Source organism: Paenirhizobium daejeonense (assembly GCF_014280875.1).
GTDB classification, from domain to species: domain Bacteria; phylum Pseudomonadota; class Alphaproteobacteria; order Rhizobiales; family Rhizobiaceae; genus Allorhizobium; species Allorhizobium daejeonense.
The window spans coordinates 380,897-393,386 of the sequence record NZ_JACLAL010000006.1 but is presented as its reverse complement, the minus strand read 5'-3'; the positions used below and the strand labels follow the sequence as shown (position 1 = coordinate 393,386).

The following is a 12,490-nucleotide window of genomic DNA, read 5'->3' as shown; positions in this document are numbered from 1 at the left end:
TGGCTGCAGACGGATCACGATGCAGCAACAGCCCGCTTCGTCATCACCTTTACGAGATTGGCGCGATAATCCGCCGTCGCATGAAGATCAGCCATCAGGTCAGACGAATCGACGGTCACACTGGCAACAGTCGCGGGCGACCAGTCTCGCGAAAGAGCCTCTTCGAGCCCTCCATGACGGAATACGCCGTCCGAACCGGCACCAGTCACCGCCACCCGTACACCCGCTGTCCCCTTGGATACGAAAACCCCGGTCATGGCGAAGCGCGACGCCGGATTGGCGAACTTGGCGTAGCCCGCCCTGTCGGGCGCGGTGAAGCGGACCGCCCGGATGATCTCGCCTTCATCGAGCGCCGTCTCGAAAAGGCCGACGAAGAATTCGTCCGCACCGATCTCGCGACGATCGGTCAAGATGGTTGCGCCGAGCCCGAGCATCGCCGCCGGATAATCCGCCGCCGGATCGTCATTGGCGATCGATCCGCCGATCGTCCCGAGATGACGCACATGGGGATCGCCGATCAGCGAAGCGAGATAGCAGACCGCCGGACAGACTGAGCGAATGAGGCCCGATTCCGCCACTTCGGCATGTGTAACCCCCGCGCCAATCGTCACCGTCCGGCCTTCGACCGCAATCCCCTTCAGGGCCGCGATATGCCTAAGGTCGATCAGATCCGACGGCTGAGCGAGCCGCTGCTTCAGCGTCGCGATCAGGGTCTGGCCACCGGCGATATACTTGCCGTCATCGGCCCCGGAAAGAAGCCGGCCGGCCTCCTCCAGCGAAGAGGCACGATGATAGCTGGTTGGATAAAGCTGCATGACACATCCTCCCTCTTATTCCGCGGCCTGTAACGCCGACCATACCGCATTCGGCGTGGCCGGCATGTTGAGCCTGTTATTTCCGATAGCGTCCGTGATGGCATTGATGAGTGCCGGCGGAGAACCGATGGCGCCGGCTTCGCCGCAACCCTTGATTCCGAGCGGATTGCCCGGACAGGGGGTATTCTGGTGTGATACCTCGAATGACGGCAGGTCGTCTGCACGGGGCATGGCATAGTCCATGTAGCTTGCCGTCAGAAGCTGCCCATTTGACGGATCGTAGTGAACGCCTTCCAGGAGCGCCTGCCCGACACCCTGGGCAATTCCCCCATGCACCTGCCCCTCGACGATCATCGGATTGATGATGTTGCCGAAATCGTCGGCCGCCACGAACTTGATGATCGTCGTCTTGCCCGTTTCCGGATCGATCTCGACTTCGCAGATGTAGCATCCAGCCGGGAAGGTGAAGTTGGACGGATCGTAGAACGCGCCCTCCTTCAACCCCGGCTCCATACCAGCCGGCAGGTTGTGTGCAGTATAGGCGGCGAGCGCCATCTGGAACCACGGCAGTGTCTTGTCGGTGCCGGCAACCTTAAGCTCGCCGTTTTCGATGACGATGTCGCGTTCGTCGGCTTCCATCAGATGCGCGGCAATCTTCTTCGCCTTGGCTTCGACCTTGTCGAGCGCCTTGACGATAGCCGACATGCCAACCGCACCTGAGCGGGAGCCATAAGTTCCCATGCCCATCTGCACCTTGTCGGTGTCGCCGTGAACGATGGAAACGTTTTCAATCGGCACACCGAGCCGGTCACAGACCAGCTGGGCAAAGGTCGTCTCATGTCCCTGGCCGTGACTGTGCGAGCCGGTCAGCACTTCGACGGTGCCGACAGCATTGACCCTCACTTCGGCCGATTCCCAAAGGCCGACCCCGGCCCCGAGCGAACCCACCGCCTGCGAGGGTGCGATACCGCAGGCCTCAATGTAACAGCTCATGCCGATACCGCGTTTCTTGCCACGGGCTGCGGCCTCCGCCCGCCGTGCCGGAAAGCCCGTCCAGTCGGCGGCAGCCATCGCCGCTTCCAGCGAGGCCTCATAGTCACCGGCGTCATAGTTCATGATAACAGGCGTCTGGTGCGGGAAAGTACGGACGAAGTTCAGCCGCCGCAGTTCGGCAGGGGAAACCCCAAGCTCACGCGCCGCCGTTTCCATCGTCCGTTCCAAAAGGTAGGTGGCCTCCGGTCGACCCGCTCCACGATAAGCGTCAACTGGCACCGTATTGGTATAGACCGTTCGGACATTGGCATGGATCGCCGGAATGGCGTACTGGCCCGAAAGCAACGTCGCATAGAGATAGGTCGGCACCGCCGACGAGAAGAGCGACATGTAAGCACCGAGATTGGCAATGGTATCCACCTTGAGACCAATGATCCGGTTGTCGCTATCGAAGGCCATCTTCACCTTGGAGACATGATCACGCCCATGGGCATCCGTCAGGAAGGCCTCCGTGCGGTCGGAGGTCCATTTGACTGGCACGCCGGTCTTCTTCGACGCCCAGAGACAGACGATTTCTTCCGGATAGATGTAGATCTTCGAACCGAAGCCGCCCCCGACGTCGGGAGCGATGACGCGCAGCTTGTTTTCCGGCGCGACATTGTAGAAGGCGCTCATCACAAGGCGTGCCACATGCGGGTTCTGGCTCGTGGTGTAACAGGTGTAATGATCCTCGGCAGCGTCATAGATGCCAAGCGCCGCGCGCGGCTCCATCGGATTGGGCGAGAGGCGGTTGTTGTGGATCTCGATCTCGGTCACATGTGCAGCGGAGGCGATGGCCCGGTCGGTTGCGGCGCTGTCGCCGATCTCCCAGTCGAAGATCAGGTTGCCGGGCGCTTCAGGATGCAGTTGCGGCGCAGCGGATTTGAGGGCCTCGGCGGCCTCAGTCACGACCGGCAGCTCCTCATATTCGACAATCACCGCTTCCGCCGCATCATTGGCCTCGGCGGCGCTGTCAGCCACAACGACGGCGACGGCGTCGCCGACATAACGGACCGTGTCATGCGCCAGCGGCCGCCACGCGCCCATCTTCATCGGTGACCCGTCCTTAGAATGGATCATCCAGCCACAGATCAGGTTGCCGATGCCATCGGCAAGCAGCTGCTTGCCGTCGAGTACATCGATCACGCCAGGCATGGACTTGGCGGCGGACGCATCCACGTTTCTGACCCTGGCATGGGCATAAGGCGAACGCACGAAATAGGCATATTTCATTCCCGGCACGACCATGTCGTCCGTATACCGGCCCTTGCCGGTCAGGAAGCGCTTGTCTTCCTTGCGCGCCACGCGCGCACCAATTCCTTCGACACCCATGATTTCCTCCCGATGGCGTTTCCGGCCCGGCAATCCCTTCGCTGCGGCTCCTCAACCGCAACGTCCGGCCGGAGGATGGAACGATTACTCGGCAGCCTGTCGCTTGCCATGCATTTCCACATTGGCTGCCAGCACCGCCTTGACGATGTTGTGGTAGCCGGTGCAACGACAGATATTGCCTTCAAGCTCATGACGAACTGTCGCTTCATCGAGATGCCCGCCATGGCGATTGATCATGTCGACAGCGGTCATCACCATGCCCGGCGTGCAGAAGCCGCATTGCAAACCGTGGTGCTCCTTGAAGGCTGCCTGCACGGGGTGCAAGTCTCCGCCGCCCGCCAGCCCCTCGATGGTGGTGATACTCGAACCGGATGCCTGGACGGCAAGGATCGAACAGCTCTTCACCGACTTCCCATCCATATGCACCACGCAGGCGCCGCACTGGGTGGTGTCACAGCCGACATGCGTGCCGGTCAGGCCGAGTTTTTCACGAATGAAATGGACGAGCAGCATCCGATCCTCACACTCGCCGCTCACCGAACGGCCGTTCACCGTCAGCGTTACTTTTGCCATATTGTTCCTCCTCGTGTCTCTCCCAGACACGAAGAGCATCATTTGACTTTTTCACATCATCTTCAACCTGTACTTTTATGCATTTCGGAAATTTATATTTCGCGCCGCAGCAAAAGATCGCTTCCATTCTTGTCGCATGAAGCGCAGTCCATACTGGAGACCCGTCATCGACTTTGATCTCCATGGACTTTCTCGATTTGCCGGCTATTCTGCGAAGACGGTCGTCGTGACAATGCCTGCGGGGCAGGCACGGCCGATGCCGGCCCGGCGTTGCCGGAAGAATAACCAGTGGAGAAGAAACGCATGAAAAAAGCTCTTGTGCTCGTACTGCTCGGCCTGACGGTCGCAGGCTGCACGCAGACCGAAAAGGGCGCTACCATCGGCGCGGCTTCGGGCGCAATCATCGGCGGAGCGGTAACGGGCAACGTCCGTGGCGCGGCCATAGGTGCTGCGATCGGTGGCGTATCCGGCGCCATTATCGGCAATGTCTCAGACCAGCCCGGCCAGTGCTACTACCGCGACCGCTATGGCCGTCGCTACATCGACTCGTGCCCGCGCGGCTACTGAGACCCGATTTCGGGAGGGTTCGGGTACACCCGGCCCCTCTCTTTGATTCGCTTTTCTCTAAAAAAAGTGTCTTATCCAGTTGTTTACGTCTAAACTGGATAAGGTTGGGCGGAATTGTCCGTACGGCCGATCCCGTCGTTGAGCAAAGTAGTGCATGCCGAGTAAATTGAGACCACCGATTGGACGTATTGCGTTTCGGACGACCGGCACTGCTTTCACGCTTGCTGCAAGCCTTTGCTTTTCGGTGATTTTTGCTGACGACGCCTATGCCTTCAAGATCTTTGGCATCACCATCTTCGGCGACGACGAGACGGAAGTCACCGTCATCGACCCCGTCCGCTACACCGTAACCTTCGATACCGATGGATCGGACAAGGACCTTGCAGATTCCCTGGACCGCACATCTCTTCTCGTCAGCGACGAAGGCAAGCCGGTATCGGGCGACCTGGGGGTGGTTATCAAGGCGCGCGATGATCGCGACCGGCTGATCGCCACGCTTTACGAAAATGCCCGTTACGGCGGCGTCGTGACTGTGACTATCGCGGGCCAGAATCTCGATTCACTACCGCCGAACCCAGCCTTTGATCGCTCAAAGCCGGTACCCGTCTCCGTCCGCATCGACCCCGGCCCTCTCTTCACCATCGGTGACGTCACGCTGGAGGGCGACGCCACACGGCTCGACCCCGGCGCTTACGATCTCCGCCGCGGCGGTCCCGCGGGTTCGCTGGTGATCCTGAAGGCCGGCAGCAAGATCGTCGACGACCTGAAGGCAGAGGGGCGCCCCCTGGTGCACCTGACGAAACGCGAAGTGGTCGCCGATCACGAGACGAACACGATCGACGTGGTGATTGCGGCCGAAGCCGGCCCCGTAGCGCCGCTCGGGCCGATCGCCGTCAAGGGTTCCCGCAAAGTCGATGAGGCCTTCATCCGCCGTTACTCGCGGCTTCAGCCGGGCCAGCAATATTCGCCCGAGCAGTTGCGCAAGGCCGGCGAACGCCTGCGGGCCCTCGGCGTATTCTCCAGCGTGACTATCGAGGAAGCCGGCAAACTCTCGAGCGACGGCTCGCTGCCGCTCGGCATCGTCGTCTCGGAAGGCAAACATCGATACTTCGGCTTCGGCGCGAATTGGTCGTCGCTCGACGGCGTCGGCCTGCAGGGCTACTGGGGTCACCGCAACCTTTTCGGCCAGGCGGAATCTCTGCGGCTGGAAGGAACGGTCAGCGGCCTCGGCGATGGAAATATCGTCGATAACCTCGATTATTCCGCCGGCATTACCTTCGTGAAGCCCGGCGCGTTCTTCCCCTCCGCGACACTGGAAGCCAGCATCAAGGGCACGACACTCACCACCGATTCCTATGACGCGAATTCCATCGCCGGCAAGGTCGCCCTCGCCTACGAGATCAGCGACCACGACACCGTCAGCGGCGGTCTTTCGCTGACATATGATGACATCGACGATGCCTTCGGCAACAACAGGTACCTGACCTTCGGCGTACCGTTAAGCTACATCCGCGATACGCGCGACAACAAGCTGAACCCGACCGAAGGTTACTATGCGTCGGTCAGCGCGATCCCGAGCTACGAGATCACCGGCAGCACTATCTTCTCCTCCTTCGAAGGTTCGGTCTCCGGCTACTACGGGATCGGCGCGGAGGATCGTGTGGTTCTCGCCGCAAAGCTTTCGGCGGGCACCCTGCTCGGCGCTGGCGACCTCAAGGCTATTCCGGCTACGCGACGCTTCTATGCCGGCGGCGGCGGCTCGGTACGCGGCTATGCCTATCAGGAAATCTCGCCCTACAATGACAATGACGACGCCACCGGTGGCCGTTCCTACGCTCTGGGTTCGTTCGAAGCACGGATAAACATCACGGAAAAGATCGGAATCGTGCCGTTTCTCGATGTCGGCAGCGTCTCAACGGCAAATTTTCCGGATTTCTCTGATCTGCGCATGGGAGCGGGCGTAGGCTTGCGCTATATGACGCCATTCGGACCGCTGAGACTTGACGTTGCCATGCCGCTCGACCGCTATGACGGGGGTAGCCAGTACGGCATTTATGCAGGGATCGGACAGAGTTTCTGATGGATAGCCGAGACGGGAAAACGAGATCCTGATGCTGAAGCGCCTGACCAGATGGATCCTTCGGCTGTTCGCCTACACGGCGGGCGGAGCGCTTGCGCTCGCTGTCGTCGCGATCCTTTTCGGTGGCTTCACCACGACCGGTGCCGGCATTGTCACCAACTGGCTTTCGACCCTGCTGTCGAACCCCGACCGGCGCATCACCATCGATGGCACGGGACCGCTGTTGACCGGCGCCCTGCGCGTCGAGCATGTGGCGATCGCAGATACCAAAGGCGTCTATGCGGAGATCGACAATCTCGCACTCGACTGGACGCCGCTCGACCTGCTTTCCGGCACCTTTCGCGCCCAGCGTCTGGCGGCTGATCGCGTGCGACTCGACCGCACGCCGGCCGCAACTGTCGAGCAGACGCCAGGCAGCGGCGAGTTTTCCCTGCCGGTTGCAATCAACATCAAGAAGCTGGAGCTTCCGTCCGTCGAGATCGGCACGGAGCTGGCCCGTCGTGAAATCCGCCTTTCGCTCACGGGATCCGGCAAAGCGTCGGGCGACACCATAACCGCCAATATCGAGGCCCAGCGCCCCGATTCGCCTGAAACCAGCGCCCGCGCGGATCTCGTTTATGCGCCATCAAAGAACCGGCTGCAGATTGCCGCCAACATCGTCGAGCCGACCGGCGGCCTGCTGGCAGGTCTTCTCAAGCTGCCGGGCACGCCCGCCATCGACCTCACGGTCGAGGGCGACGGCCCACTATCAGACTGGCAGGGCAAGATTGCCGCCGCGCTCGATGGTCGGCCCACGCTTGCTATCCACGCGACCCACAAGCAATCCGCCGATGGCACGCGCCGCATTCTGATCGAGGGCGGCGGCCGTTTCGATGCCATGCTCCCGCCGGGACTTCGCCCGCCATTTGCGGACGAAACGACCATCGATATCGATGCGAGCCTCGCGCCCGGCGGTGCGATCCAGATCGGCCGCGGCAGCCTGTCCACCGGGGCGCTGTCCCTTTCGGCTTCCGGCCGCTACGACCCGTCAGGCGAAAACGACCTTTCCGCCGAACTGACCGGTCTCAAGGGGCCCGTCGATTTCAACTATCCAAACGGCAGCGATAACATTGCGCTCGCCATCCGCGAGGCGAGCCTGTCGTTGCGCGGTCGCGCCGATGCCGCCCTGTTCGAAATGTCTACCAAGCTCGACAAGGTGAAGACAGCGCAGGGCGAATTCGATGGCCTCGCCATCGAGGTGAAGAGCAAGGCCTTCGATCTGGCAAACCAGACCGGCCGCATCGAGACGATGGTATCAGTCGCCGGGATGCAGTTCGCCGATGCCGAACTCAACCGCCTTCTGCAGGCGCCGATGACGTTGAAGGCACCGATCGTGCTGGCCGCAACGGCCGTAGGTCTTGAAGCGGCAACCATCGAAAGCGCCAGCATCGGCGGCACAGTGGTTGGCCAGTACGCCCTTGCCGATAAGCGCCTCACCGGCCGCTTCGAACTCTTCGGCATTCCCGGCATTCTGCCCGACGCCATCGCAGCCAAGCTCCGCGACACCATTCGCGTCTCCGGCAACCTGAATTACAATCTGCCGCAGGACATCAAGCTCAACAACCTGAAGATCACCACCAATCTCGGGGAAGCCTCCGGCAACATCGAACTCGATGCGGAAAAGAAGCTGACGGCTGATCTTGGCGGCCGCATCGCCGATATCGGCGCCTTGATGGACAACACCAAGGGTGTTTCCGACTTCTCGCTTTCCGCCAATGGACCACTCGACGCGCTGGCCGCCCAGCTTTCGCTCAGAAGCGAGGCGGCGACGGTCGCAGGCCGCAAGCTCGAAGGCTTCACGGTGGATGTCGAAGGCACCGCCGACAAGGCCGCGCCCAAAGGCACCTTGCGCATGGCCGGCCGTATCGACGGGCAGCAGGTGCAGGGCACCGCGGACCTTGTCGCGGAAAACGGCCGTTCCGCCATTCCGGCACTTAACATCACCGTCGGCAGCAACAGGCTCGACGGGGCCATCGCCTTTTCTCCGGCCTTCCTGCCATCTGGCAATCTGACCTTCGATTTCCCCGACATCGGCCTGCTTGCCGCTTTCGCCGGACAGACCGCGAGCGGCGATCTCAAGGGCACGCTTGCGCTGCAGGAAAACAACGGAAGGCTCTCGGCCGAGGTGGTGGCTGCCGGCAACAGCATCCAGCGCGACACCCTCACCATCGCCAAGCCCGATATCAAGCTGAACATTTCCGACCTCGCAGCCTTTGCAGTCGAGGGAACCGTTGCAGCCTCCGAGGTCAAGTCCGGCGCCAACCGGGTAGAAGCGCCGAAACTTGCGTTTACGCGACAGGGCGCAAGCACCGCCTTTGATCTGAACGCACGTTATGATGCGGCGCCGCTGGTCGTCGCGGGCAATGTCACGCAGAACGCCGGCGGACTGGATATCGCCCTCGACAAGGCATCCGCAGCGCCCACGGGTATCCCGCTGAAGCTTGCTCGCCCCGCAGCATTGCGGCTGAGCGAGGGCACCGTGACCATCGGAACCGCCACGATTTCCGCCGGCAGTGGCACGGTCGATATCAAGGGCAGTGCCGGCCATGAACTCGATCTCGCCATCACCCTGGATCGCTTGCCCGCTTCGCTTGCGGCGAAGGCGGCTCCAAACCTTTCGCCCGAAGGGGTCATATCCGGTACGGTGACGGTCAAGGGAACGGCGGCAGCACCTGCGCTGACCTATAATCTCACCTGGGCGGACGCGGGGCTGGCACAGACGAGATCGGCAGGCGTCGGCAGCTTCTCGATCTCGGCAAACGGCGAGTTCAGGGACCAGAACCTCTCTCTCGACACCAGGGTAACGAGCCAGCAGGGGCTTGCCTTCGCAGGCGGCGGCACGCTTGGCCTGGCCGGCAGCCGGCCGATCAACATGAAGTTCACCGGCAACCTCCCCTTCGCGGCATTGAGCGGTGTCCTGTCGGGCCAGGGGTTGATCCTCGAAGGCAGCGCCAACGCAGATGTCACCGTCACCGGCACTGCCGGCGCACCCGAAATCAACGGTACGGCGAGAACCTCCGGCGCCAAGCTTATCGACGTTCGCCGCAATCTTGCGCTCGAACAACTTGCGGCAACCATCAGCCTGCGCGGCGACCGGGCGGAAATCACCGAACTCGGCGGCAAGCTCGCCAGCGGCGGCCGCATTTCCGGCAGCGGCTCTATCGATATTCGCTCGCCCGGGCTGCCGGCAGATATCGCGGTTACTCTGGACAAGGCCGTCTATGTCGATGGAACCATAGTTGCGAGTACCGCCGACGGCAAGCTCGCTCTTAAGGGTCCCCTGCTCAATAACCCAGTGCTCTCCGGCACCATCGCCCTTTCACGGACAGCAATCACCATTCCGGAAAAACTGCCCGCCAGCCTTTCGCAACTGAACATCCAGCACAGGAACGCGCCCGCCAGCGTCCGTAATCAGATGGCGAAGGTGACGAAGACCGAAGAGCACGGCTCATCCACGACCATAGCGCTCGATCTGACGATTTCCTCTCCCTCACAGATTTTTGTGCGCGGACGTGGTATCGACGCGGAACTCGGCGGAACAGTCCGGGTGACCGGAAACGCCGTAAGCCCGAATGTCTCCGGGGGCTTCGAACTGCGTCGCGGACGCATGTCGATCCTGACCAAGCGGCTGGAATTCACCGAAGGCAACATCACCTTCGGCGGCGGCCTTATTCCGATTCTCGACATGAAGGCGACCACGACATCCGGCTCGACGACGATCACCATCACGATCGCCGGCTTTGCCAACGATCCCTCGGTTTCCTTCTCGTCGTCCCCCGCATTGCCGCAGGATGAAATTCTGGCGCAGCTGATCTTCGGTCAGTCGATGTCCCGCCTGTCGGCCCTGCAGATTGCCCAGCTTGCCGACGCGGCAAGCCAGCTTGCCGGCGGTCGCACCGGTTCGCTTTTCGAAAGCCTGCGCTCCACACTCGGTGTCGACGATCTCGACATCTCCACCGACGAGACCGGCCAAACCAATGTCAGCGCCGGGAAGTACCTCAACAACCGCACCTATATCGAGCTGCAGCAGAGCGGCTCTGGCCAGAGCAAGGCCGTCATCAACCTCGATGTCGGCCGAGGCGTGAAGCTGAAGGGCGAAGCAGGGGCGGAAGGCGCCGGCGGCGGCATCTACTATGAAAAGGAATACTGACGCCTCAAGGGCGTCAGATGGCTGAAGGCTAAGGACAAGTCGCCTCAGCCAACCTTGCTGGTCTTCAGCAGAATGCTCGATTCCGTGGTATTGATGCCCTCGATCAGGCGAATGCGCCGCAGGGTCTCGTCGAAAGAGGCGAGATCGCGATCCTCCAGCTCGGCGATGAAATCCCACCGGCCGTTGGTGCTGTGAAGCGACCTCACCTGAGGCAGCCCGCGCAGCTGATGAGCCACGCGGTCGGCAAACTTGCCGACAACCTCGATCATCGCGATCGCCCTCACCCCCGCCGGCCGGATCTCGCTTCCGGTCCTGATCGTGAACGCCGCAATCGTGCCATCCGCCACCATCCGGTCGATGCGTGCGGTCACGGTTGCCCGCGATGCACCCGTTGTCGCAGCAAGCGAAGAAGCAGAAACCCGCGCATTTTGGCGCAATGCGCTGAGGATATCCCGGTCCAGATCATCCATCGTCATCACTTCGTCAGTTCGAGCTAACATTTTGTCTAATCTAGCTGCCTTTTCGACAATTTTCCATCTTTTTGCCAACGCAGGCTTTGATAACAATCCGGCTTTTCCTGCCAGTTTCAAAGGAGATCCGTATGACGGAGAAGAAGGCGGCAACCTTGATCGGCGTTCCCCTTGAAGAAGGCTCCGGCCGCGGCGGCTGCGCCATGGGGCCGGCCGCGCTTCGCATCGCCGGCATCGGCCATGCGCTCGGAGAGCTTGGCTACGCCGTTACCGATATCGGCGACCTTCGCCCCGCCCCCGCAACGGACCTGCCCCGCCACCAGAATGCGCGCCACCTACCCGTCGTCGCCGCCTTTACCCGCGCGCTGGAGGAACGCACCTATCAAGCGGCCCATGCGGGCACCGTTCCAATCCTGCTCGGCGGCGATCACAGCCTTTCGATGGGCAGCGTCTCCGGCATGGCCCGCCACGCCACGGATCTCGGTCGTCCTCTCTATGTCCTCTGGCTGGACGCGCATGCGGACTTCAATTCTCCGGAAACATCTCCCTCGGGCAACATGCATGGCATGCCCGTTGCGTTCTTCTGCGGCAAGGCGGAGTTCACGCCGATCCTGCCGGCTGCACGTCCTCTCGTTGATCCGGCTCATGTCTACCAGGTCGGCATTCGCTCGGTTGATGAGGAGGAGCGGGTGGCGATCCGAAAGAATCATGTCAAGGTGTTCGATATGCGCGCCATCGATGAGGAAGGCGTCGGCGCTATCATCCGCCGTATCATCGCAGATGTCTCAAACGCTAACGGCCTGCTGCATGTGAGCCTCGACGTGGACTTCCTCGATCCGGACGTTGCGCCGGGTGTCGGCACGACGGTTCCCGGCGGCGCCACCTTTCGAGAAGCACATCTGATCATGGAAATGCTGCACGATAGCGGGCTTGTTTCTTCGCTCGATCTGGTCGAACTCAATCCCTTTCTCGACGACCGGGGCAAGAGCGCCCGCGTTATGGTCGAATTGGCCGCGAGCCTGTTCGGACGCCGCGTCCTGGACCGCCCCACGCGCCCCGCCTGAGTAAAAACAAACGAGCACTCATCACACGTCAGGAGCGGTCGAAGCGATAACCCGCTCTGACTGTATTTTCGTTGAGCTAGAGCGCCAGCGGCCTGACCCCAATCTTTCGCGATTCTCGCGAGAGCATCACCACTGGTGAAACACACCATTTAAATCCGAAAACAACAAAGAAGAGATTCTTCAATTAAGAAATAACTAATAGTTGATAAAACAAAAAACACAACCAATGATAAATACAAACAACACCATATAGTTGTCTTTCTGGATAAAAATCCACCAATAACAATATTTTAACTCAAATACTCATATAAAATGACGCGAAAACAAAACAAATCCGGGACGAATCCCGAGGGGAACACTCAGTAAGA

The 12,490-nt window shown here is 61.0% G+C and carries 8 protein-coding genes; 4 read left to right on the top strand and 4 right to left on the bottom strand.

The window, feature by feature from the left end:
* Positions 1 to 14: 14 nt before the first annotated feature.
* From H4I99_RS16985 to H4I99_RS16975, 3 genes are all read right to left on the bottom strand, one after another.
* Positions 15 to 815, bottom strand: coding sequence for an FAD binding domain-containing protein (locus H4I99_RS16985; protein WP_163901938.1), 801 nt, complete (start codon positions 813 to 815; stop codon positions 15 to 17).
* Positions 816 to 830: 15 nt separating this feature from the next.
* A complete protein-coding gene (locus H4I99_RS16980; protein ID WP_163901940.1) occupies positions 831 to 3,179 on the bottom strand; it encodes a xanthine dehydrogenase family protein molybdopterin-binding subunit in 2,349 nt (782 codons plus the stop codon).
* 84 nt (positions 3,180 to 3,263) lie between these two features.
* The gene (locus H4I99_RS16975) at positions 3,264 to 3,752 is read right to left on the bottom strand and encodes a (2Fe-2S)-binding protein (RefSeq protein ID WP_163901942.1); all 489 of its coding nucleotides are present in this window, start codon (positions 3,750 to 3,752) and stop codon (positions 3,264 to 3,266) included.
* 303 nt (positions 3,753 to 4,055) lie between these two features.
* On the opposite strand from H4I99_RS16975, the gene H4I99_RS16970 reads away from it, so the two are divergent.
* The 3 genes from H4I99_RS16970 to H4I99_RS16960 all read left to right on the top strand — a co-directional run bounded on the left by H4I99_RS16970 (position 4,056) and on the right by H4I99_RS16960 (position 10,588).
* On the top strand, positions 4,056 to 4,319 hold the full coding sequence (locus H4I99_RS16970; RefSeq protein ID WP_163901944.1) for a YMGG-like glycine zipper-containing protein: 264 nt from the start codon (positions 4,056 to 4,058) through the stop codon (positions 4,317 to 4,319).
* A gap of 154 nt (positions 4,320 to 4,473) precedes the next feature.
* Positions 4,474 to 6,399, top strand: coding sequence for an autotransporter assembly complex protein TamA (locus tag H4I99_RS16965; RefSeq protein ID WP_163901946.1), 1,926 nt, complete (start codon positions 4,474 to 4,476; stop codon positions 6,397 to 6,399).
* Between the two features lie 31 nt (positions 6,400 to 6,430).
* Entirely contained in the window at positions 6,431 to 10,588 is a 4,158-nt protein-coding gene (locus tag H4I99_RS16960; RefSeq protein WP_194362142.1) for a translocation/assembly module TamB domain-containing protein, read from the top strand.
* Positions 10,589 to 10,632: 44 nt separating this feature from the next.
* On the opposite strand, the gene H4I99_RS16955 is transcribed toward H4I99_RS16960, so the two are convergent.
* Positions 10,633 to 11,058, bottom strand: coding sequence for an Lrp/AsnC family transcriptional regulator (locus H4I99_RS16955; protein WP_163901948.1), 426 nt, complete (start codon positions 11,056 to 11,058; stop codon positions 10,633 to 10,635).
* 131 nt (positions 11,059 to 11,189) lie between these two features.
* On the opposite strand from H4I99_RS16955, the gene rocF reads away from it, so the two are divergent.
* Positions 11,190 to 12,122, top strand: coding sequence for an arginase (gene rocF / locus H4I99_RS16950; protein WP_163901950.1), 933 nt, complete (start codon positions 11,190 to 11,192; stop codon positions 12,120 to 12,122).
* Positions 12,123 to 12,490 lie beyond the last annotated feature (368 nt).

What these genes read in the sequence shown, in the direction of transcription:
- H4I99_RS16955 (WP_163901948.1), bottom strand. Translation starts at nt 11,058, where the DNA reads ATGGATGATCTGGACCGGGATATCCTCAGCGCATTGCGCCAAAATGCG.
- H4I99_RS16965 (WP_163901946.1), top strand. Translation starts at nt 4,474, where the DNA reads ATGCCGAGTAAATTGAGACCACCGATTGGACGTATTGCGTTTCGGACG.
- H4I99_RS16960 (WP_194362142.1), top strand. Translation starts at nt 6,431, where the DNA reads ATGCTGAAGCGCCTGACCAGATGGATCCTTCGGCTGTTCGCCTACACG.
- H4I99_RS16975 (WP_163901942.1), bottom strand. Translation starts at nt 3,752, where the DNA reads ATGGCAAAAGTAACGCTGACGGTGAACGGCCGTTCGGTGAGCGGCGAG.
- H4I99_RS16985 (WP_163901938.1), bottom strand. Translation starts at nt 815, where the DNA reads ATGCAGCTTTATCCAACCAGCTATCATCGTGCCTCTTCGCTGGAGGAG.
- H4I99_RS16980 (WP_163901940.1), bottom strand. Translation starts at nt 3,179, where the DNA reads ATGGGTGTCGAAGGAATTGGTGCGCGCGTGGCGCGCAAGGAAGACAAG.
- rocF (WP_163901950.1), top strand. Translation starts at nt 11,190, where the DNA reads ATGACGGAGAAGAAGGCGGCAACCTTGATCGGCGTTCCCCTTGAAGAA.
- H4I99_RS16970 (WP_163901944.1), top strand. Translation starts at nt 4,056, where the DNA reads ATGAAAAAAGCTCTTGTGCTCGTACTGCTCGGCCTGACGGTCGCAGGC.